A 19,556-nucleotide genomic window follows, 5' to 3' on the forward strand; every position below is an offset into this window, starting at 1 on the left:
AGCGCGAACCCCCGCTCTGCCGCGGGCGAACACCGCAATCTGAAACAGGGGACGCCTCACGTGGCGACCCACGACCTCAAAACCAGGTCACTAGGAACGCCCCTCCGCCCTGGTCACTATTGCTGCCGAAGCAGCAACGGCGACCGCGAAGGGTGCGACATGGCGAGGACCAAGAAGGCGGAGGCACCGGCGTACGACCGGGACGCCTGGGAGTACCTGACCTACGCGCCCGGACAAAAGTGCTCCGCCTGCCTGCGCACGCTCAAGCCGATGGACCCCGCCCGCCGGGGAACCATCGACCGCACGTCGGGAGCACCCGCCGTCATCTACCGGCACAACAAGTGCCCCAGCACTCAGGCGGTGGCCGCCTGATGAAGATGCAGACCTGGCGAGCCGCCTGGGGCCGGGCCGAGGACGCCTCAGAGTCCATACGCGCAGCCCTGGCATCCCTCGGTATCCCGGAGTCCGTCTGGAGCGGCATACGCCCCACGGTGACCTACAACGGCCACGCCTACGTACACATGGCGATGCTCCCCGCCGACACGGTGGAGCAGATGGCAGAGGCAATGAGGGTCGCGGAAGCTTCCGCCCGCTGAGGGCGGGAGACGGCCCTCAGCGGGCCGTCGGATGATCAGGAAGGGCAACGATGACCGACCTGTACGCGCTCAACATCGACACGGCCGCCTTCTCAAAGGCGTGCGGCGGCAACACCCACCCGGACGGCGAGGCGTGTGTGACCCTCGCGAAGATCGGCCCGGACGCGTGGGCCATGGGTGACAGCAAGCGGCCGGACGCGGAGCCGCTGCGCTTCACCACGGCGGAACTGGACGCGGCGGGAATCGACCCCGCACGCTTCGACCTCTCCGCCTAGCACCACCTGAACTGACGGCCCTGCCCTGTACGCCGACGGGCGGGGCCGTCGCCATTCCCAGGAACGGAGCACCGGTGCACCACCATGGCTACGCATGGCTCGGGGAAAAGAAGGACTTCGACAGGGAAGGCGTCCGTCGGCCTCCCGGGGAGCCCCCGACCGTAGGGAGCCCTCAAGAGGTAATCGACCGGTACCGGCAGGCAACTGCCGAGTTTCCCGTGAGCGGGATGCCCCCGATTGAGACGGCGCATTGGCTGTTGAAGCCCGCCTCTGTGATTCGGGGAACGTGGTCTGAGCCCAAGGAGGCTGGGGAGTGGCTGGGGACTCAGCTCGCAGAGTTCGCGCCCCGGTACGCCTCCGAGAGCGACCGCGACACAACCCGCCTCGCGGTACTGGTGAAAGCCGCCGTTGAGCGCCTTGCCTGGGGCTGTGACGTGTCTCTGGGGCACTACCTCAAGGGCACCGTGTTCCACTCCGTCGCCCTGGTGACGTGCTCACCGAACCGCACGGAACCTAGCCTCGCTTGCCCACTGTCCGCTAGCGCGAGTGAGTAGCGAACACACCAGAAACCGCAGGTCCTGGGACCGCCGGCATAACCCAACTCGATACAGCGAGAGGGGCCCGCCGTTGACGGGAGCGGGGCCTCGCTTGGCCATGGGGGTACCTCCTGCGGGATGTGTCGGGATGCAGGTGCGGCAGCAGAGGCGCACACCAGTAGTGAGGGGACAAGCAGGTGATGGCATGGCTGATCAAGCGCGCCCTGGCGAACCGGCTCCCCAAGACCCCACGGTGTCGTGCCCGTATCTTCGGAGGGCGGGAGTGGCTCCTCACCTGCCTGCTGGGGGTCGGTACGCGGTCGCGTACGACCACATGGAGGGCGACCGCTTCCGGCACACCGCCCAGTTCCGCCGCTGGCGGCCCGACCGCGCACCGGACAGCTGTACGTACGTCCAGCTGGAGGAGGTCGTCGGCTACGACCTCGCCGAGGTCCTCGGCCCGACCGCCGGGTCGTAGACCAGCCTCTCCCACTCCTTCCGGTCCGGCCCCACCACGTGCGGCGCGTACCCGGGCCGGGCCGCCAGCCAGTGCTCCACCCGCGCCCGCACCCGGGGGTCCGCGTACGCCCGCTCCGGCGGTTCGACCAGGTGCCGCACCCGTGCCCGGGCCCGCATCACCTCGGGGTCATCCAGCGCGCACTCGAACAGCGCCGCCACCGCGCGCGCCGACTCCCTGCGGCCCGCCCGCGTCGCGAACCGCTCCCCGATGGCCGCGTCGGCCACCACCTGGAAGTCGAACCACGGCTTCAGGGTCCGCACGGCCCACGCGTGGTACGCGGCGGCGAACCGCACCGATCCAGGGTCCTGGTGCGCCGTACGGGCCACCCTGCACGCGGCCCACAGCGCCAGCGAGGTGCCCTGCCCCAGCGTCGGGTTGGTGTGCGTGATCGCGTCCCCGATCGGCACCAGGCCGGTGGCCACCGGCCCCCGCTCGTCGACCAGCGCGCTCCACCGGTTGTCCAGGCCGCCCGTCGCCAGCACCGCGCAGAGCGGTTCGGCGCCGAGGCCCAGCCAGGCCGCACCGGGCGGAAAGGCCCGCGCGGCGGCCTCGAACACGGCGGGGTCGCGCAGCGCGGAGCGGGTGGCGTCCCGGGTGTGGACGAACAGGGTCACCGCGAACACCCGGTTGTCGGCCGGGAAGACCGCGCACCCGGCAAAGGTGTTGCCGGTCACCGCCCACGGCCGGCGGGGCCCCTCCTCCATCCCTTCGGGCAGCCGGTACCAGCGGCAGAAGTACGCCAGCCCCGTCCGGTGCCGTTCCACCACCGCCGGCCGGCAGCCCGCCGCGGGCAGCAGGCGCTCGACGCCCCCGCGCCGCCCGCCCGCGTCCACGACGAGGTCCCCCGCGTACGCACCGCCCGGCGTGATCACGCCCCTCACCCGTACGGCGGAGCCCCGCGGCTCGGCCAGCAGCCCCGTCACCGGCTCGCCGTGGTGCATGACGGCCCCCGGCTCGGCGCGCAGCGCCGTGGCCAGAGCGCTCTCCAGGACGATGCGCCGGGCCTGGATCATCACCAGGTCCTCGTCGCCGGGCCGCGCGGGCGGGCGTACGTCGAACCAGTCCAGCTCGTGCCGCTCGCGGGCCCCGAGCCGCAGCATCTCCGCGTGGACGTCGGGCAGCTCCTGCCGCAGGACGGTGCGGGCCGCGCCCAGCAGGGCGTGCGGCTGCGTGGCCTGCGGGACGCCCGGCCGGTGCCAGCCGAAGAAGTCCCGGTCGAGCGCGGCGCCGGGTGCGCGGGCATCGCGCTCGAACAGCTCGGCGGTGTGGCCGTACCGCGCCGCGAGCAGCGCGGTCGCCAGCCCTCCGACACCTCCGCCGATGACCAGCACATGTGCCATTGCGAGCCCCCCGAGCCTCTGAGCCGATGAACGGTACGAAGATCAGACCGCTCAGAGCCTGCACGGACCCGCCCCGAGCGAAACCCGCACACCCGTCCGACGAACTAGGCCCCGCCCCCGCCCCCGTCCCCGCCCCGGCCCCGGCCCCGGCCCGCGGCACGGTGGGCTTCCAGGGCCCTGCGGCCCGCCTCCTCGATCAGGTCGCCGTTGATCGCCACGGCCGCCCGCACCCCGGCCGAGGCCGCCCCGGCCAGCTGCTCCATGGGACCGGCCACGTTCCCGGCCGCCCAGACACCGCGCAGCACGGTGGCCCCGGTCGCCGGGTCCGCCTCCAGGCAGGTGCCGATCTCCGCTCCGGCCCGCTCCACCGTGGCCACGGGCAGCCCCAGGCTCGCCGCCACCCCGGCGCGCGCGGTGAACCGCGGGCCCACCACCAGGGCCGTGCACGCCACGGTCGCGCCGCCGGCCAGGGTCACCCCGGCCAGCCGGTCGCCGGGGGCGTCCAGGCCGGTCACCTCGCCCTCCACCACCGTGATGCCGAGCGCGGACAGCAGCTCCCGCTCCTCCCCCGCGAGCCGCCGGGTGTGGGTCAGCAGGGTCACGCGGGCGGTCCAGTTCCGCCACATCTGCGCCTGGTGCACGGCGAAGGGACCGGTGGCCAGCACCGCGACCGGCTCGTCGCGGACCTCCCAGCCGTGGCAGTACGGGCAGTGCAGCACGTCCCGTCCCCAGCGCTCCCGCAGCCCCGGCAGCTCCGGCAGCTCGTCGACCAGCCCGGTGGCGATCAGCAGCCGGCCGGCCCGTACGGCGGACCCGTCGGCGCACCGCACGAGGAAGCCTCCGCCGGGCAGCCGGTCGGCGGCGAGCGCGGTGCCGGGCGCCCCGGAGCGGATCCGGCCCCCGTACCCGGTGACCTCGGCCCGCCCCACGGCCAGCAGCTCCGCCGGGCTCGCCCCGTCCCGGCCCAGGTAGCCGTGCAGGTGGGCGGCCGGGGCGTTGCGGGGGCTGCCGGAGTCGAGCACCAGCACGGAGCGGCGGGCCCGGGCCAGGGTGAGCGCCCCGGCGAGTCCGGCGGTCCCGCCGCCCACGACCACCACGTCGAACGAGTCCGCCGACGTGTCGTCCCTTGCGTTGTCCATACCGCAGAGGGTGCGGCCGGCCCACCCGCTTGACAAACTCCGTTGCCGAACCGGCAAATGGAACGATGACCACACCGAACGACCGGCCCGAACGACCGGCCCGGGCCGTCCCGCGGCCCAACGCCGTCGTCGGCGTCGGCCTCGTCGTCACCGACGCCGACGGGCGGGTGCTCCTCGGCCAGGCCCACGACGGCCGCTGGGAGCTTCCCGGCGGCAAGGTCGACCCCGGGGAGAGCTTCGAGCAGGCCGCCGCCCGCGAACTGGCCGAGGAGACGGATCTGCGGGCCGCCCCCGAGGACATCCGGATCCTGACGGTCCAGCTCTCCCCGAAACCGGAGATGACCCGCCTGACCGCGGGGGCCGTGACCGGCGCCGCCGAAGGCACCCCGAGGGTCACCGAGCCGCACAAGATCCTGCGCTGGCAGTGGTTCGCCCCGGACGCCATCCCAGGAGCCCTCTACGCGCCCTCGGTGACGGTCCTGCGCGCCTGGCGCCCCGAGCTCGGACCGACCCTGCCGCCCGTCCCCTCGTACGACTACCCGACGCCGTGATGCCGCGAGCAGGCGCCGCCGACCTGCTGTGACATCTCCCACCCCCTCTTGCCACAGCAAGGAAGGCATACCTAAGTTCGTATGCATGGCCCCCCACCACCCCACACCCCCCACCGGTCCTGGCACCCCCGAGCTCGTCGACTTCCACGTCGACCTCACCGCTCAGGAGGTCCTGCGGCGGGCCCAGGTCATGGCCGCCCTCGGCCCCGACTGGGACCCGATCGAGGTTCTGCGCGGTGAGGAGGCGGCGTACGACCTGCTGTACTCCGGCCTCGACGCCGAGCAACAGCGCGTCCACGACAGACTGGTCGAGGCCGGAGTGCTCGCCCCGCGCGGGGACGGCCATGCTGCCGCTTGACCCGCAGGCGGACCCCGGACGACGTGCCTGGGTGGCCTGCCCGAGCTGCGACGACGCCCGCGGCTGCGCGCCGTGCGAGGAGCGGCGCACCTGCTCCGCGCACTGGCGCTACCTGCTCACGAACACCGGCAGCCTGCTGCACCTGCAGTGCCCGTCCTGCACCCACGTCTGGGTGCACGAGAGCGGATTCGGCGCCACGCGCTCGCTGTGGAGCCGCATCACCGGCGTCCGCCCGTCCGGGCTCTGACCGGCCTCGCGGGTCACACCCCCGCCGAAGCCTTCTGCGCGAAGTAGCCCTCGCCCAGGTCCTCCGCGAGCAGCCGCTTGGCGATCGCGTCGGCCGCCGCCCTCAGTTCCTCGCTCCGCGGCCGGCCGCGGTCCTTTTCCAGCTGGTCGCCGAGCCAGTCCCCCCACGCCTTGGACAGGGTCGCCGCCTCCCGCCGCCCCGCCGGCGTGAGCGTGAAGAAGGAGCCCTCGCGGGTCACGTACCCCTCCTGCTCCATCCGGTCGAAGACCGGCACCAGGACCTCGGGCGGCAGGGAGCGGCGCGAGGCGATGAGGCCGAGGCTCGCGTGGCCGACCGTACGGGTCATGATCTCCACCTGCATCACCGCCCACACGCCCGCGATGTCCAGCCGGGTGTCGGAGCCGTTCACGATCGCCCGCGCCGTCTCCGGCCCCATGTTCCGTACGAGCTTGCCGACCGCCAGCTCCAGCAGCTTGGCCGAATCCCCGGAGGCCGAGGCCGGTGAGGCGAAGCCGTCGCCCATGTCCGTCGAGGCCGCGCGGGCGGAGTCCCGCAGGCGGACCTGCTTGAGGAAGAGGGCGACGACGAAGCCGGCCCCGGCCACCGGCACGGTCCACAGGAACACCGTGTGCAGGGCCTGCGTGTACGCCTCGACGATGGGCGCGGCCACCGCCGGATCGAGCCCGTGCACCCCCTGGGGGCTCCCGGCCGCCTTGGCCAGCTGCGCCGGATCCGCGCCGGTGGCCCGGGCGGCCTCGGCCACGGCCTTCTCCAGCGCGGGGCCCAGGGTGTTGGCGTAGATGGTCCCGAACACGGCGGTGCCGAACGAGCTGCCGAGCGTACGGAAGAACGTGACGCCCGATGTGGCGGTGCCCAGGTCGGCGTAGTCCACCGTGTTCTGCACGGCGATCGTCAGGACCTGCATGCACAGGCCGATCCCGGCACCGAGCACGAACATGTACAGCGATTCCAGCCAGGCAGCGGTCTCGGGGCCCATCCGCGACAGCAGGTACAGCCCGATGCCCATCACCGCGCTGCCGACGATCGGGAAGATGCGGTAGCGGCCGGTCTTGCTGGTGACGTTGCCGCTGAAGACCGAGGCGATGAGCAGGCCGATGACGAGCGGCAGGGTCCGTACGCCCGAGACCGTGGCCGAATCCCCGTCGACGTACTGGAGGTAGGTCGGCAGGAAGGTCATCGCGCCCAGCATGGCGAAGCCCACGACGAAGCTGAGCACGGAGCACACCGCGAAGACCGGATTGCGGAACAGCCTCATCGGCAGCATCGGTTCGACGGCGCGGACCTCGACGAGGCAGAAGAGGGCGAGGGCCACCACGCCGCCGGCGAACAGGCCGATGATCACGGCCGAGTTCCAGGCGTACTCGTTGCCGCCCCAGCTCGTGCCGAGGATGAGCGCGCTCGAACCGATCGCGACCAGCACGATGCCCAGGTAGTCGATGACGGGCCGGCCCCCGGCCCGCACGGCGGGGATCGTGCGCGCCGCCGCGATGACCACCAGGATCGCGATGGGCACGTTGACGTAGAAGCACCAGCGCCAGGACAGGTGGTCGGTGAACAGGCCGCCCAGGAGCGGGCCGATGACGGTCGCGACGCCGAAGACCGCCCCGATCGCGCCCTGGTACTTGCCCCGTTCGCGCAGCGGCACCACGTCGGCGATCAGGGCCATGGCGGTGACCATCAGCCCGCCGGCACCGACGCCCTGGACGCCCCGCCACAGGATGAGCAGGGACATGTTGCCCGCCAGCCCGCACAGGAAGGAGCCGGTGATGAAGACGACCGCCGAGATCTGGAAGATGAGTTTCCGGCCGAACATGTCGCCGAACTTGCCCACCAGCACGGTCGCGACGGTTTCCGCGAGCAGGTAGGAGGTGACCACCCAGGACATGTGGTCGCCGCCGCCGAGATCGGCCACGATCGTGGGCAGCGCCGTGCCCACGATCGTCTGGTCGAGTGCGGCGAGGAGCACGCCCAGCATGATCGTCCCGAAGATGACGTTGCGCGTCCGCCGGTCCGGCAGGGGCGGGGCAGCGGCGGGGACGACGGGGGCAGTGGTCACAGTCCGCACTCTCACAGCACGCCCGCGCCCCCGCACCCGCCGAGCGGCCGAACGGGTGACGCGCCCTCGGGATCAGCGCAGGTGGGCCAGGCCCGGATGCTCGGCCGCGTACCCGTCCAGCAGCCGCCGGGCCACCGCGACCGAGTCCACCAGCGGGTGCAGCGCGAAAGCCTTGACGGCGTCCGCCCGGGAGCCGCTGGCGGCGGCCGCGAGGACCTCCCGCTCGACCGCCTTGACGGAGGTCACCAGGCCCACCGCGTGCAGCGGCAGGGGGTCCACGGCCACCGGGTGCGCGCCGTTCGCGTCGACCAGGCAGGGCACCTCGATGACCGCGTGCGCGTCCAGCACGGACAGCACGCCGCGATTTCGGACGTTGAGGATCAGCGTGGCCCGCTCGTCGCGCGCGATGGCCCGCATCAGCGCGAGCGCGACCTTCTCGTATCCGCCGGACTCCAGATCGCTCTCGTCGCGCTCGCCCGTACCCGCCGCCTCGCGGTTCTCGGCCATGTACGTGGCCTCCCGCTCGGCCCTCGTACGGTCCCAGGCGGCCAGCGCCGCGCCGGGCGCCCGGTCCGCGCGGCCCGCCTCGGCGTAGAACCCGCGCTGCTGGTCGCGCAGGAAGGCGCCGCGGGTCTGCTTGGCCTCCGTGTACGCCCGCACGGTGTCACGGTTGAAGTAGTAGTAGTGCAGGTACTCGTTCGGGATCGCGCCGAGCGAGCGCAGCCACTCGGCCCCGAACAGCCGGCCCTCCTCGAAGGACTCCAGCGCCGCGGTGTCGGCCAGCAGCCGGGGCAGTTCGTCGCGGCCGCCGATGCGCAGCCCGCGGACCCAGCCCAGGTGGTTCAGGCCGACGTAGTCGATCCACGCCTCCTCGGGGCGGGCGCCGAGCAGCCGGGCGAGGCGCCGGCCGAGCCCCACGGGGGAGTCGCAGATCCCGATCACCCGGTCGCCGAGCTCCTCGGCCATGGCCTCGGTGACCAGCCCGGCCGGGTTGGTGAAGTTGATGACCCAGGCCTCGGGGGCGGTACGGGCCACCCTGCGGGCGATGTCGCGGGCTACCGGCACCGTCCGCAGGCCGTACGCGATCCCGCCCGCGCCGACCGTCTCCTGGCCCAGCACTCCCTCGGCCAGCGCGACCCGCTCGTCGGCGGCGCGCCCTTCGAGCCCGCCGACGCGGATGGCGGAGAAGACGAAGTCGGCCCCGCGCAGGGCCTCGTCGAGGTCACGGGTGGCGGTGACGGCCGGGGCGTCGGGCACCCCGGAGGCGGCCGCCTGGTCGGCGAGCACCCGGGCCATGGCGCCGAGCCGGGCGGGGTCCTCGTCGTACAGGGTCACGTGGGAGACCCGGCCCTCGGCATGGTCGCCGAGGAGTGCGCCGTAGACGAGCGGTACCCGGAATCCGCCCCCGCCGAGGATGGTCAGCCGCACGCCCTACCGCCCTTCGCCCGTGCCACGATCGGTGCCACGATCCGTGACATCCGGTCCCGCGACACGGGATCGACCCGTGTTGGAGGCTCCAGTGTCCCCGCCTAGTCCTCCAGCGACGGCACGGCGCGCAGCCGGGGTCCCTGCTGGAGGGGTGCGGCCTCGCCGCCCCGGACCGGGCCCGTCGCCGCGCCCTGCGGCGTGGACAGGACCATGGTGATCCGGGTGAGGCCCATCCCGTCGAGCATCCGGCTGGATTCGGCCACCATCCGGCAGCGCACGTGCCCCCAGCGCGGGTCCCAGTGGCGGACGGTCCGCACGGCCCCGTCGGGCTCGGCCGCGCCCTCCCCGTGGGTGCTCAGCCAGTGCGGCACCCCGTAGCGGTAGGCCGCCTCCATGAAGGGATCGCGGGCCACCTCCTGGCGGATGCTGGTGAGGCCCTCGTCCTCCGGAGCCGCGGCGAGCGCGGCGGCGAACTGGGCCAGCAGCGGTACGCACCAGGACGGTTCGTGGTCCTCCAGCACGGCGGCGGCGTCCGGGTGGAACAGCACGAAGCGCAGGAAGTTGTCGTCCGGCAGCGCGGTCGGGTGGGGTCGCACCGACTGGAAGAGCTTGTCGAACGCCGAGTTGGTGAGCGCCACGTCCCAGCGGTGGTCCACCAGGAAGCTCGGGTAGGGCACCGCCTCCATGAGCGCCGCGTAGTCGCACAGGTAGTCGCGCTGGTCGGGGTCCTGGGGCAGCCGGCTCTCCTCGGCCGCACGCCAGGTGGGCGGCGGGTCGCGGTCGACCATGACGCGGAAGAGCCAGAAGCACTGCCGCTCGCTCATCTCCAAGGCCTCGGCCAGGGCGAGGAGTTTGCGGTCCGTCCACTCCTTGACCAGGCCGCGTTCCCAATTGCCGTAGGCGCGGACGCTGATGCGCAGCCGGGCGGCGAGGTCTTCCTGGCTCAGACCCAGTTCCTCGCGCCGCTGGCGCAAAATCTCCTTGCGTCGCTCCGACCGCACTGCGCCGCGTGCGGACTCTTCGCCCGCAAGGCGCTCCTCAACGACTCGGGCGAGTCCGTCGGACGGGCCCACCGCTGCGAGATGTGGCACCGAGAGCTCCCCCTCTTCACGGTCTGGATCTTCAATTTCCTCTGGCGATCCTGCTACCGACTTCATTCGAGTGTCAACTATCGTGGCAATTCCAGCCTCCTGACAGCTCATTCCCGCCACAGCTGTGGCAAGTTCTGGCCCTGCGGCGGCTCCTCGGCTAGATTCCAAAAGCCGACCATGTGCCCGAACCGACCCCGCCGCGATCTAGGAGAACCACTGGTGACAGACGGCTTCCCGGCTCCCGTCGCGGTGGCCAACGCGCCCCTGGCAGCCACCGTCACGCGCGTCGCCGAACTCGCGGGCAAGATGGGCCGCGACCTGAACAAGGTCTTCGACCTGCGTCGCCTGTCCGAGGCTTCCGGCGTCCCCGCCGACGTGGTCAGGTCCCTGCTCGACGGCCGGCCCGCCGCCGAACCCTGTCTGCAGACGCGCTTCCTCCAGCGCCTCGACCTGCTCCGGCGCACCCGGCTGAAACCGAACGGGCGCCGCTACACGCAGCAGGAGATCGCGGACGGCGCCGGCATGTCGCGCCAGCAGGCGGGCGCCCTGATCAACGGCGACCGCCGGCCCACCATGGAGCACTGCGACGCGATCCAGCGCTTCTTCGGCGTCCACGCCGGCTTCCTCACCGCGCACGACGCCGAAGCCCTCACCGACGCCCTCCAGCGGACCGAGCAGCAGCTGCTCCAGGACTACGCGGTCCGTGCGCGCGAAACCGTACCCGCCCCGGTGGCTTCGACCGGCGATCCGCTGGCAAGACTCCTGCAGAACCACGGCGTCCGCGGCATCGCCTGGCGCGCGGCCCAACTGCCCAGCGACAAACACCGGGACAAGGTGACCGAGTGGCTGGACATGCTTCTCGAAAGCGTCAAACCGAATGAATGATGACCCGGTCGAGAGTCTGGGTCTGATCCTTGAGTCCTGATCCGGATCCGCGCCGACGGGGAGAACGGTGAGCATAGGCAGAGAGCAGCGCCGGTTGTGCGGCGAACTGGTGGCCGGGCTCCGGCTGACCGCGCCCGTGGAACCCGTGGACCTCTACGCCGCCCTCTGCGAGGGCATGAGCAAGCACCGCGGCCGCCGGGTGGACTTCCGGATGGCCTCGTTCCCGCCGGGGACGGCCAGCGGCCTGTGGCTCGACATGGCGGACCGCGATCTGGTGGTCATCGAGGAACGCACGGCACCCGACCACCAGCTGGTCATCCTGGGCCACGAGCTGTGGCACATGAAGGCCGGTCACTGCAGCCACCACGTCGACGGCGCCGCCGTCGCCGCCCGGCTGCTGTCCGACGGGGCCGACCTCGGCGAGACCGTCCGCAGCGTCGCCGCGCGCACGCGCGCCGACGTCTCGGAGGAGACCGAGGCGGAGACGTTCGGATTACTGCTGGGCAGCAGGTGCCGGACCTGGCTCGCCGGGTCCGCGAGCCACCGGGCGCCCGCACAGCGTGATCAGTTGGCGGGCCGCATCGAGGCCTCGCTCGGATACCGGGGGCACAGGAACGACCGTTGAACGGCCAGGACTACTACATACCGGCAGCCGCCCTGGCGGTCTCCCTCGCCTTCAAGCTGCCGGCGCTACGGCACAACTGGCGCGACCCGCTCCTGCGGTCGGTCTGCGCCCTGCTGGTCCTGGCCGGAGCGGTGTTCACCTTCGCCGCCCCGCCCACCATCGAAGCGGTCAACGAGTGGACCGGCATCACCAACGTCTCCGCCCCGCTCGTCTACTGCCTGATCACCCTCTTCAGCGCCGCCTGCCTGGTCCTGATCGTGAACTGGCGCGGCGGCCCTCCCGAGGAGACCCGGCGCATCTCGCGCCGCTGGATGACCGGCTACGCCGCGGTCGTCGTGGTGCTGGTGGCGCTCTTCGTCCTCGGAAAGACCCCGGTCGAGCGGCTGCGGGACTTCGACACGTACTACGCCAACACCCCGTACATCCAGCAGATGATCGCCCTCTACCTCACGGCGCACCTGGTGGCGGCCGTCGTGATGGTGGCCATGTGCTGGCGCTGGTCCCTCCAGGTGCACGGCTGGCTGCGGATCGGCCTGATGATCATCGTCTCGGGCTACGTGTTCAACCTCAGCTACGACGCCACCAAGATCGCCGCGGTCGTCGCCCGCTGGGCCGGCCACGACCTCGACGACCTGAGCACCTACATCGCTCCGCCGCTCGCCTCCGTCGGCGCGCTGATCAGCGCGATCGGCTTCGTCCTGCCCCTGCTGTGCCAGCGGCTGTCCGACAGCTGGCAGACCTGGACGACGTACCGGCGCCTGGGCGCGCTCTGGCACGAGGTGCAGATCGGCGCCCCCGGCGGCATGCACGTCGTGCAGATGTCCTGGTGGGCCCCGGCGGAACTGCGGGTGATCCAGCGCGAGTCGGACATCCACGACGGATTCCTGCACCTCGGCCCGTACTTCGAGCCGGCCCGCCGCGAGGACGCGTACGCGCGGGCCCTCTCGGCGGGGGCCGAGGAGGAAACGGCGCGGGCGGTCGCCGACGCGGCCATGGTCGCGGCCGCCGTCCAGGCCCGCCGGGCGGACCCGGAGGGCGCGGTCATCGGGGCGAGCGAGGAGAGCGTCCTCGACACCCTCGGGGGGCCGCGCGACCTCGTGCGGATCTCGCACGCACTGCGGCATTCGCCGGTGGTGGCGGCCGTACGGCGGCAGGTGGCGCTGTCGGGGAGCGGACCGGCCTGAGCCGGCCGGCCCGCCCGCGCCTCAGCGGGTCAGCGGGTCAGCGCTCGGCCGCGGCCAGCGCCACCTTCGGGAAGAGGTCCTGGAACGGGCCGGCGGAATCGATTCCCTCCCGGCCGTAGGGCGCGTCGAAGCTCCACACCATGAACAGCAGGAACACGATCAGCGCGCTGAACAGCCCCGCCAGCAACAGCTCCCGCCCGGAACGGCGGATCTGCAGGGTGAAGATCAGTCCCACCGTGACCAGCCCGCCGACCAGCAGCCCGAACCACACCACGCTCGGCAGGGTCGACTCGTCCGCCTGCATGCGCGAGTGCCGGGCGTCGTCGGCGGCCGCGATGTGGTCCAGCAGCGGCTGGTAGGCCTGCGCCTGGAGCTCGTTCGCCGGGCTCTGGTGGGTGACGTCGGTGCGCAGCTTGCCGAGCAGGTCGGCGCCCTGCGCCGAGGCGCCCTGGCCCGAGGTGAGCAGCGGCCAGTCCACGGCGACGGTGTGGGAGACGTACGCGTCCACCTCGCCGCGGATCCGGTCGCGGACCGGGGTCGGGTAGACGTCCGCGCGCTGGGTGACCTCGTACAGGGACTGGGCCTCGCGGCGCACGCTGTCCTCGGCCGCGCCGCGCGCCTCCCAGACGCCGGCGATGGCCAGGCCGAGCACGATCGCGTAGACCACGCCCACCATCATCGTCATGTACTCGATGACGTCGGGGGTTTCGCTGGTGTCCTCGTCCTCCGCGACCCGGCGGTGCCGGAGCGCGGTGCAGGCGAGGACGAGGGCGCAGACGAGCGCCATGGCGACGGCCAGGACCAGCCATTCGGACACGAGGGTTCTCCCGTTGACGGTTCGGTGGATCGGGTGGATCGGGTGGATCGGGTGGATCGGGTGGATCGGGTGGATCGGGTGGATCGGGTGGATCGGCGGGGGTCAGCTGCGGCTGCTCTTGGAACGCGGCCGCAGCGCGGCGGCGGCGAGGACGGCCGGGGTGGTGACGACGACCATGAGCATCACGGTGGACATCCCGCCCGGGGTGCGCCGCTCCAGGGCGATCGAGTGGTACGGGCGCACGTGGAAGGAGCGCGCGGGCGCGGCCACGGCTGCGGCCCGGGGCGGGGCGGGCGTGGTGGCCGGCGCCGGCCCGGCCACGAGGGCGGGCTCCGGCGCGGGCGGCGCGGGCTGCGCCTGCGCGGCCGAGGCCTTCGCCGTCGGCGAGGGGGGCGCCCCGGGGGCCGCGGCGGCCGGTACGGGCCCGCGCCCCGGGTGGTGCACGGTGGGCCGCTCGGCGCCGGGCACGGGGATCCGTACCGGGGGCCGCACGGCGGGCGGCACGGCGGCCGGGGGCACCGCGGCGGGCGGCCGCGGCTGCCCGCCGCGGACGCAGACGTCGAGCCGGGCGCCGTGACCGCGCAGGGGCTCGGGGCCCGTGCCGTCGTCCGCGACCGCCACGTGGCCGTACAGCGGGCAGAGTGCCGCCACCATGCCCGCTCCGGCGAGGTACTGCCAAGCCGTCACCGCGCGTCCTCCCGTTGTGAGGGTTCCGGCTGAAGAAACGATCACGACGGCGCTTCGATACGCCGCAGACGCGTCAAGATCTTCGACGGAGGGGTGACTTCAGGCCATCGACGCCGAAACCAGGCGCCGGCCGCAGGCGCCGGCCGGACACGCCACGTGCGCCGCACCGGCCGCCCGCCAGAGGACCATTCACCCGCCCGGCCCACTCCGCCACCGCACCCGCCGCCGCCCCGCCCCATGATCGGAGCAGCGGCTCGGCGGCTCGGCGGCTCGGCGGCTCGGCGGCTCGGCGGCTCGGCGGCTCGGCGGCTCGGCGGCGCCGAACGCCGAGCGGACCCGCCGGGGATCGGCCCGGCCCGGAGGGAGGTTCTCGGTGACGACGCCGCCCATCGCGCCCCCGGTCCCCGAGGAGGAGGAGGAGCCGCCGCCGGCGAAGAAGTTCGCCTTCCCGAGCGCGCTGACGATCCTGGCCCTGGTCACCGTGGCGGTCTGGGGGCTGGCCTTCCTCGTCCCGGCCGGCCAGTACGACCGCGACGAGGACGGCGCGCCCGTCTCCGGCACCTACCACCGGGTCGAGGGGACGCAGAGCTTCACCGACCGCCTGAACGACCTGTTCCTCTCCCCCGTCAACGGCCTGTACGGCATCCAGGACCTCAAGACCCACGAGGTCGGCCCGAGCCTGACCGGGGCCCTCTACGGCAGCGCGGGCGTGTTCCTCTTCGTCCTCGCCATGGGCGCGTTCATCACGGTCGTCTTCGCCACCGGCGCGCTCGACCGCGGCATCGCCCTCCTCGCCCACCGGCTGCGCGACCGCGGCGCGCTGCTGATCGCCGCCGTGATGCTGGCCTTTTCGGTCCTCGGCACCGTGGAGGGCTTCGCCGAGGAGACCCTCGGCTTCTACGGGCTCCTGGTGCCGATGATGCTGGCCCTCGGCTACGACCGGCTGGTCGCCGCCGGCTGCGCGATCCTGGGCGCGGGCATCGGGGTGCTGTGCTCCACGGTGAACCCCTTCGCCACCGGCGTGGCCTCCTCGGCCGCCGGCATCTCGCTGGGCGACGGCATCGCGCTGCGCTTCGCGATGTGGCTGGTGCTGACCCCCGTCACGATCCTCTACGTCGTCCGGTACGCGCGGCGCGTCCAGAGGGACCCGGCCAAGTCCCTGTGCGGTTTCCTGCCGGGCGACCGGGAGCAGAAGGCGACCGGGGCCGACGCCGTGGAGCCGGAACTGACGCGCCTGCACAAGACGGTGCTGGTCCTGCTCGTCCTCGTCTTCTCCTTCATGATCTTCTCGGTGGTGCCCTGGTCCGGTGCGCTGACCGGAAGGGCCGAAGCGCCCCCGTACTCCTGGGAGCTGGACTGGTCCTTCCCGCAGCTGGCCGCCCTGTTCATGTGCGCGGCGGTGCTCGTGGGCCTGGTGGCGCGGTTGGGAGAGGCCAAGCTCAGCTCCACGATCATCCAGGGCGCCGCCGACTTCATCTCTCCGGCGCTGGTCATCATGCTGGCGCGCGGCGTGACCGTCATCATGAACAACTCGAAGATCACGGACACGGTCCTGCACTCCATCGAGGGGGTGGTCGAGGGCACCTCGTCCGGGCTGTTCGCGGTGATCGTGTTCCTGGTGAACCTCCCGCTCGCCTTCCTGATCCCCTCCACCTCGGGCCACGCCACGCTGGCCATGCCCATCCTGGCCCCGCTCGCGGACTTCGCGGGGGTCTCGCGGGCCGTGGTGGTCACGGCCTGGCAGGCGGCGAGCGGCTGGATGAACCTCTGGGTCCCGACCACGGCCGTGACGATCGGCGGCGTGGCCCTGGCCAAGGTCGGCTACGACACGTACCTGCGCTTCGTCTGGCCGCTGCTGGCCATCCTGCTGGTCCTGATCTGCGGCTTCCTGGTCCTCGGCGCCACGGTCTGACGTCCGCGGGACCTCCCGCACCTGCGCGCCGGGCCCGAGCCGCCCTCGCCTACGCTGACCGCATGTCAGCCCGCACGCCCCCCACGCCCGAATCCACCGCCCCCCGGGAGGCGCGCGAGCCGTCCCGGGGCGCCGAACGACAGGGCGCCGAACCGCAGCGCGGTGCACCGCCGGTGGCCGTATGGGCCGCGCTGAAGGCACCGGCCCGCTTCCTCGTCTCGTGGTGGCCGTGGCGCTGCTGGGCGTACCTGGGCAGCGGAACGGTCCTCGGGTACGGGGTCCTGCTCGCGCTGGCGGTGCTCCTCGGGCTGGGGGTGCTCCTGGCGGTGGCCGGGATCGGGCTGCTCCTGCTGCTCGGCGCCGTCGCGGGCGGGGTGCCGCTCGGCGCCCTGGAGCGGTGGCGGCTGCGGTGGGTGGAGCCGGTCCCGGTGCCGGATCCGCACACCTCGCTCGCCGGAGCCGGTGCGCTCGCCTGGCTGCGGACCCGGCTGCGCGAGCGGGCCACGTGGCGGGAGTTCGGCTACGCGGCCCTGCTCGGCCCGGCGTTCGGCGCGGCGGGCTTCGCGATCGTCGGCCTGCTCGCTCTCTCCCTGATCCTCGTGGCGAGCCCGGTCGTCGTGTGGGCCCTCGCCCCCGAGACCGTGATGCTGATCCCCGGCAGGGCCGCCTCCGGCCCGCTGGAGGCCCTGGGCGCCACCGCCGTCGGACTGGCCGGGCTCGTGCTGGCCGCGTACGCGGCCGGGCTGCTCGCGGGGGCGCAGGTGAAGACGGCGCGTTCGCTGCTCGGGGCACGCGAGGAGGACCCCCGGGTGCTGGAGCTCACCCGCTCCCGGGTGCGTCTGGTGGAGGCCTTCGAGGCCGAACGGCGGCGGATCGAGCGGGACCTGCACGACGGCGCGCAGCAGCAGCTGGTCGCCCTGGGCATGACCCTCGGCCTCGCCGAGCTGGAGCTGCGCCGGGTGCCGCAGGCCGCCGACGCGGCCGCGCTGGTGGCCCGGGGCCGCGGGGAGGCACGCCGGGCGCTGGAGCAACTGCGGGACCTCGTGCGGGGGATCCATCCGCAAGTGCTCACCGACCACGGGCTCGCGGCCGCCGTCGCGGAGGTCGCGCTGCGCTATCCCGTACCGGTCACGGTCGACCTGGACGGGGTGCCCCGGCTGCCCGAACCGGTGGAGCTCACGGCGTACTTCACCGTGACCGAGGCCCTGGCCAACGCGGCCAAGCACAGTGGTGCCTCCCGCATCGGCATCGCCGGTAGGGTCGACGGTGGCCGGCTGACCCTCTCCGTCACCGACGACGGCCGCGGCGGGGCGGATCCCGGCGCGGGAGCGGGCCTGGCGGGTCTCGCGGACAGGGTGGCCATGTTGCAGGGCAGGCTGGTGGTGTCCAGTCCGGTGGGCGGACCGACGGAGCTCCGCGTGGAGGTGCCGTGCTCCGGCTGATCCTCGCGGAGGACTCGGTCCTGCTGCGCGCCGGGCTGACGGAACTCCTGACCCGCGGCGGCCACCGGGTCCTCGCCGCCGTGGCCGACGCCGACGCGCTGGTGCGGGCGGTGGAGGCCGAACGGCCCGATGCGGTGGTCACCGACGTCCGGATGCCGCCCGGCTTCCGCGACGAGGGGCTGCGCGCCGCCCTGGAACTGCGCTCCCGGGACGGCTCGTTGCCGGTGCTGGTGCTCTCGCAGTACGTCGCGACCGCGTACGCGACCCAGCTGCTCACGGCCGGCGCGGCGGCGGGCGACACGGGCGGGCTGGGCTATCTCCTCAAGGACCGGGTCGGGGAGGTCGCGGAGTTCCTCGACGCCCTGGAACGGGTGGCGGCCGGCCGGACGGTCATCGATCCCGAGGTGGTGCGCGTCCTGCTGGGCCGGCAGGCGGCGGACCGGCCGCTCGCCCGGCTCACCCCGCGCGAGCGCGAGGTGCTGGCCCTGATGGCCGAGGGCCTCAACAACCAGGCCCTGGCCGCCCGGTTGTTCGTCAGCGAGGCCGCCGTCGTCAAGCACGCGAGCAGCATCTTCATGAAGCTGGATCTCGACCCATCCCAGGGCAACCGGCGCGTCCTGGCCGTACTGGCTCATCTGCGGGGCGCGGAGGGCTGACCCCGTTCCGCGCGGCCGGCCGCGGATCCGGCCACGACGAGGGAGGAACCGGGCAGGGCCACCGACCGTGCCCAGACCGCCAGGAGCACCGGCAGCGCGAGGTAGCCGAAGCGGCCCGCCGGGGCCAGGGCGAAGGCCAGCGCGAGGCCGATCGCGAGGCGGTCGGCGGCGGCGACCACCGTACGTGGCGGGCGCAGCGCCAGGGAGGCGGCCACCGCGAGGCCCCCCAGCGCCAGCAGGGCCACCGTCAGGCACCAGCCCCACGGACCCAGTTCGGCCAGCAGGTGCCCGGGGAGCGGGCTGCCCGCCGGGGTCGGGACCTCGGCCCGCCCGGTCGGGAACGCGAACACCTGCCGCCACAGCTCCGCCGGCTGGAGCACCGCACTGGGCAGGATCAGCGCGGCCGTGCCCGACAGGGCCACCAGCGCGCAGCGCACCGCGGCCCGTCGGCCGCCGAGGACGGCGAGCAGCGCGACCGCCACGGCCACCGCGGGCAGCGCCGTCCACTTCAGCGCGCAGGCCGCGGCGAGCACCGCTCCGGTCAGGACCGGCCGCCCGGCCGCCGCGGCCGCCAGCGCCAGGCAGAGCAGCCCGGCCAGCGGGAGGTCCACCCCGCTCACGGTCAGCGGCAGGGCCACCACCGGCGAGGCCACCAGCAGCGGCAGCCAGGGGGCGGGCGTGGCGCCGAGCAGCCGGCGTCCGGCCCACAGGCCGCCGAACAGCGCGGCGGCGCACCAGAGCCGGGCATCGCCCAGCGGCCCGCCCAGCACGGCGTGCGGGATGCCGAAGACCGCCATGCCCGGCAGGTACGGGGTGTACTCCCCGACCCCCGCCGGCCGGTCCACGTACATCCGCCCGGTCTCCAGGAGCAGCCGGCCGGAGCGCTCGATGACGCTCACCTCGGACTGGCCCTGCCCGCTCAGGACGAGCCACAGCAGGGGGACGGCGATCGCGCCCGTGAGGGCGGCGGCGACGGCGGCGCGCGGCCGGCGGGCGTCGAGGGCCGCGGCGCAGAGGTAGCCGGCCGCCGCGCAGCAGCCCCACAGCCGGTGCGGTCCCAGCGCGGACACGAACGGGAAGGACAGTGCCCAGGCGGCCGCCACGAGCCAGCCGAGGGTCCGCAACACGGGAGGGGAAGGGGTCATGGGCCCATTCCAGCCGCTCGGCCGCGCCGGGTCGGTCCCCCCAGG

The 19,556-nt window shown here is 73.5% G+C and carries 21 protein-coding genes and 1 pseudogene; 14 read left to right on the forward strand and 8 right to left on the reverse strand.

The genetic code is table 11. The annotated features are described in order from the left end of the window. The first annotated feature begins 159 nt into the window (after positions 1–159). The 5 genes and pseudogenes from AB0M92_RS34835 to AB0M92_RS34855 form a co-directional block, all read left to right on the forward strand. Positions 160–372, forward strand: a complete 213-nt coding sequence (locus tag AB0M92_RS34835; protein ID WP_366106360.1) for a hypothetical protein — start codon at positions 160–162, stop codon at positions 370–372. Next, positions 372–596 carry a hypothetical protein gene (locus tag AB0M92_RS34840; RefSeq protein ID WP_366106361.1) on the forward strand — a complete coding sequence of 75 codons (225 nt, stop codon included), beginning with the start codon at positions 372–374 and terminating at the stop codon, positions 594–596. The genes AB0M92_RS34835 and AB0M92_RS34840 overlap by 1 nt, the downstream gene beginning before the upstream one ends. Before the next feature lie 50 nt (positions 597–646). Further along, positions 647–871 (forward strand): DUF397 domain-containing protein, encoded by a 225-nt coding sequence (locus AB0M92_RS34845; RefSeq protein ID WP_327361140.1) that lies wholly within the window; start codon positions 647–649, stop codon positions 869–871. 74 nt (positions 872–945) lie between these two features. Further along, a complete protein-coding gene (locus tag AB0M92_RS34850) occupies positions 946–1,425 on the forward strand; it encodes a hypothetical protein (protein ID WP_366106362.1) in 480 nt (159 codons plus the stop codon). 301 nt (positions 1,426–1,726) lie between these two features. Beyond that, a pseudogene (locus tag AB0M92_RS34855) lies at positions 1,727–1,885 on the forward strand (ATP-dependent DNA ligase); the annotation flags it as partial. Here AB0M92_RS34855 and AB0M92_RS34860 read toward each other — a convergent pair. Further along, positions 1,843–3,267, reverse strand: coding sequence for an NAD(P)-binding protein (locus AB0M92_RS34860; RefSeq protein ID WP_366106363.1), 1,425 nt, complete (start codon positions 3,265–3,267; stop codon positions 1,843–1,845). The pseudogene AB0M92_RS34855 and the gene AB0M92_RS34860 sit on opposite strands and share 43 nt — an antisense overlap. A gap of 104 nt (positions 3,268–3,371) precedes the next feature. Further along, positions 3,372–4,406, reverse strand: a complete 1,035-nt coding sequence (locus tag AB0M92_RS34865; protein ID WP_366106364.1) for an NAD(P)/FAD-dependent oxidoreductase — start codon at positions 4,404–4,406, stop codon at positions 3,372–3,374. A gap of 65 nt (positions 4,407–4,471) precedes the next feature. On the opposite strand from AB0M92_RS34865, the gene AB0M92_RS34870 reads away from it, so the two are divergent. The 3 genes from AB0M92_RS34870 (at position 4,472) to AB0M92_RS34880 (ending at position 5,562) form a co-directional block, all read left to right on the forward strand. Continuing rightward, positions 4,472–4,957 (forward strand): NUDIX domain-containing protein, encoded by a 486-nt coding sequence (locus AB0M92_RS34870; RefSeq protein ID WP_366106365.1) that lies wholly within the window; start codon positions 4,472–4,474, stop codon positions 4,955–4,957. Positions 4,958–5,042: 85 nt separating this feature from the next. Beyond that, positions 5,043–5,315 carry a DUF6400 family protein gene (locus AB0M92_RS34875; RefSeq protein ID WP_366106366.1) on the forward strand — a complete coding sequence of 91 codons (273 nt, stop codon included), beginning with the start codon at positions 5,043–5,045 and terminating at the stop codon, positions 5,313–5,315. Then, complete coding sequence (locus AB0M92_RS34880) at positions 5,302–5,562, forward strand: hypothetical protein (RefSeq protein ID WP_366106367.1); 261 nt, start codon at positions 5,302–5,304, stop codon at positions 5,560–5,562. The genes AB0M92_RS34875 and AB0M92_RS34880 overlap by 14 nt, the downstream gene beginning before the upstream one ends. 13 nt (positions 5,563–5,575) lie before the next feature. Here the strand turns inward: AB0M92_RS34880 and AB0M92_RS34885 are convergent, their stop codons facing one another. The 3 genes from AB0M92_RS34885 to AB0M92_RS34895 all read right to left on the reverse strand — a co-directional run bounded on the left by AB0M92_RS34885 (position 5,576) and on the right by AB0M92_RS34895 (position 10,041). After that, on the reverse strand, positions 5,576–7,558 hold the full coding sequence (locus AB0M92_RS34885; protein WP_366106404.1) for an MDR family MFS transporter: 1,983 nt from the start codon (positions 7,556–7,558) through the stop codon (positions 5,576–5,578). 153 nt (positions 7,559–7,711) lie between these two features. Continuing rightward, positions 7,712–9,067 carry a 6-phospho-beta-glucosidase gene (locus AB0M92_RS34890; protein WP_366106368.1) on the reverse strand — a complete coding sequence of 452 codons (1,356 nt, stop codon included), beginning with the start codon at positions 9,065–9,067 and terminating at the stop codon, positions 7,712–7,714. A 101-nt stretch (positions 9,068–9,168) separates the two neighbouring features. Next, the gene (locus AB0M92_RS34895; protein ID WP_366106369.1) at positions 9,169–10,041 is read right to left on the reverse strand and encodes a helix-turn-helix domain-containing protein; all 873 of its coding nucleotides are present in this window, start codon (positions 10,039–10,041) and stop codon (positions 9,169–9,171) included. A gap of 336 nt (positions 10,042–10,377) precedes the next feature. On the opposite strand from AB0M92_RS34895, the gene AB0M92_RS34900 reads away from it, so the two are divergent. The 3 genes from AB0M92_RS34900 (at position 10,378) to AB0M92_RS34910 (ending at position 12,852) form a co-directional block, all read left to right on the forward strand. Next, positions 10,378–11,043, forward strand: coding sequence for a helix-turn-helix transcriptional regulator (locus AB0M92_RS34900; protein WP_366106370.1), 666 nt, complete (start codon positions 10,378–10,380; stop codon positions 11,041–11,043). A 67-nt stretch (positions 11,044–11,110) separates the two neighbouring features. Beyond that, on the forward strand, positions 11,111–11,668 hold the full coding sequence (locus AB0M92_RS34905) for a toxin-antitoxin system, toxin component (protein ID WP_366106371.1): 558 nt from the start codon (positions 11,111–11,113) through the stop codon (positions 11,666–11,668). After that, positions 11,665–12,852 carry an MAB_1171c family putative transporter gene (locus tag AB0M92_RS34910; protein WP_366106372.1) on the forward strand — a complete coding sequence of 396 codons (1,188 nt, stop codon included), beginning with the start codon at positions 11,665–11,667 and terminating at the stop codon, positions 12,850–12,852. The genes AB0M92_RS34905 and AB0M92_RS34910 overlap by 4 nt, the downstream gene beginning before the upstream one ends. Positions 12,853–12,889: 37 nt before the next feature. On the opposite strand, the gene AB0M92_RS34915 is transcribed toward AB0M92_RS34910, so the two are convergent. Together AB0M92_RS34915 and AB0M92_RS34920 are read right to left on the reverse strand one after the other, a co-directional pair. After that, positions 12,890–13,669 carry a hypothetical protein gene (locus tag AB0M92_RS34915; RefSeq protein ID WP_366106373.1) on the reverse strand — a complete coding sequence of 260 codons (780 nt, stop codon included), beginning with the start codon at positions 13,667–13,669 and terminating at the stop codon, positions 12,890–12,892. 102 nt (positions 13,670–13,771) lie between these two features. Continuing rightward, positions 13,772–14,356 carry a hypothetical protein gene (locus AB0M92_RS34920; protein WP_366106374.1) on the reverse strand — a complete coding sequence of 195 codons (585 nt, stop codon included), beginning with the start codon at positions 14,354–14,356 and terminating at the stop codon, positions 13,772–13,774. 373 nt (positions 14,357–14,729) lie between these two features. Here AB0M92_RS34920 and AB0M92_RS34925 point away from each other — a divergent pair, with 373 nt between their 5' ends. The 3 genes from AB0M92_RS34925 to AB0M92_RS34935 all read left to right on the forward strand — a co-directional run bounded on the left by AB0M92_RS34925 (position 14,730) and on the right by AB0M92_RS34935 (position 18,366). Continuing rightward, complete coding sequence (locus tag AB0M92_RS34925) at positions 14,730–16,268, forward strand: Na+/H+ antiporter NhaC family protein (protein WP_366106375.1); 1,539 nt, start codon at positions 14,730–14,732, stop codon at positions 16,266–16,268. A gap of 62 nt (positions 16,269–16,330) precedes the next feature. Further along, complete coding sequence (locus tag AB0M92_RS34930; RefSeq protein WP_366106376.1) at positions 16,331–17,710, forward strand: sensor domain-containing protein; 1,380 nt, start codon at positions 16,331–16,333, stop codon at positions 17,708–17,710. Continuing rightward, positions 17,698–18,366, forward strand: a complete 669-nt coding sequence (locus AB0M92_RS34935; protein ID WP_366106377.1) for a response regulator transcription factor — start codon at positions 17,698–17,700, stop codon at positions 18,364–18,366. The genes AB0M92_RS34930 and AB0M92_RS34935 overlap by 13 nt, the downstream gene beginning before the upstream one ends. Here AB0M92_RS34935 and AB0M92_RS34940 read toward each other — a convergent pair. Then, entirely contained in the window at positions 18,342–19,511 is a 1,170-nt protein-coding gene (locus AB0M92_RS34940) for a hypothetical protein (RefSeq protein WP_366106378.1), read from the reverse strand. The genes AB0M92_RS34935 and AB0M92_RS34940 overlap by 25 nt on opposite strands. Positions 19,512–19,556 lie beyond the last annotated feature (45 nt).

Origin of the sequence: Streptomyces sp. NPDC051582 (assembly GCF_040681715.1) — a bacterium.
Classification (GTDB): domain Bacteria; phylum Actinomycetota; class Actinomycetes; order Streptomycetales; family Streptomycetaceae; genus Streptomyces.

What these genes read in the sequence shown, in the direction of transcription:
- AB0M92_RS34885 (WP_366106404.1), bottom strand. Translation starts at nt 7,558, where the DNA reads ATGCTGGGCGTGCTCCTCGCCGCACTCGACCAGACGATCGTGGGCACG.
- AB0M92_RS34870 (WP_366106365.1), top strand. Translation starts at nt 4,472, where the DNA reads ATGACCACACCGAACGACCGGCCCGAACGACCGGCCCGGGCCGTCCCG.
- AB0M92_RS34940 (WP_366106378.1), bottom strand. Translation starts at nt 19,511, where the DNA reads ATGACCCCTTCCCCTCCCGTGTTGCGGACCCTCGGCTGGCTCGTGGCG.
- AB0M92_RS34880 (WP_366106367.1), top strand. Translation starts at nt 5,302, where the DNA reads ATGCTGCCGCTTGACCCGCAGGCGGACCCCGGACGACGTGCCTGGGTG.
- AB0M92_RS34835 (WP_366106360.1), top strand. Translation starts at nt 160, where the DNA reads ATGGCGAGGACCAAGAAGGCGGAGGCACCGGCGTACGACCGGGACGCC.
- AB0M92_RS34930 (WP_366106376.1), top strand. Translation starts at nt 16,331, where the DNA reads ATGTCAGCCCGCACGCCCCCCACGCCCGAATCCACCGCCCCCCGGGAG.
- AB0M92_RS34860 (WP_366106363.1), bottom strand. Translation starts at nt 3,267, where the DNA reads ATGGCACATGTGCTGGTCATCGGCGGAGGTGTCGGAGGGCTGGCGACC.
- AB0M92_RS34865 (WP_366106364.1), bottom strand. Translation starts at nt 4,406, where the DNA reads ATGGACAACGCAAGGGACGACACGTCGGCGGACTCGTTCGACGTGGTG.
- AB0M92_RS34875 (WP_366106366.1), top strand. Translation starts at nt 5,043, where the DNA reads ATGGCCCCCCACCACCCCACACCCCCCACCGGTCCTGGCACCCCCGAG.
- AB0M92_RS34845 (WP_327361140.1), top strand. Translation starts at nt 647, where the DNA reads ATGACCGACCTGTACGCGCTCAACATCGACACGGCCGCCTTCTCAAAG.
- AB0M92_RS34840 (WP_366106361.1), top strand. Translation starts at nt 372, where the DNA reads ATGAAGATGCAGACCTGGCGAGCCGCCTGGGGCCGGGCCGAGGACGCC.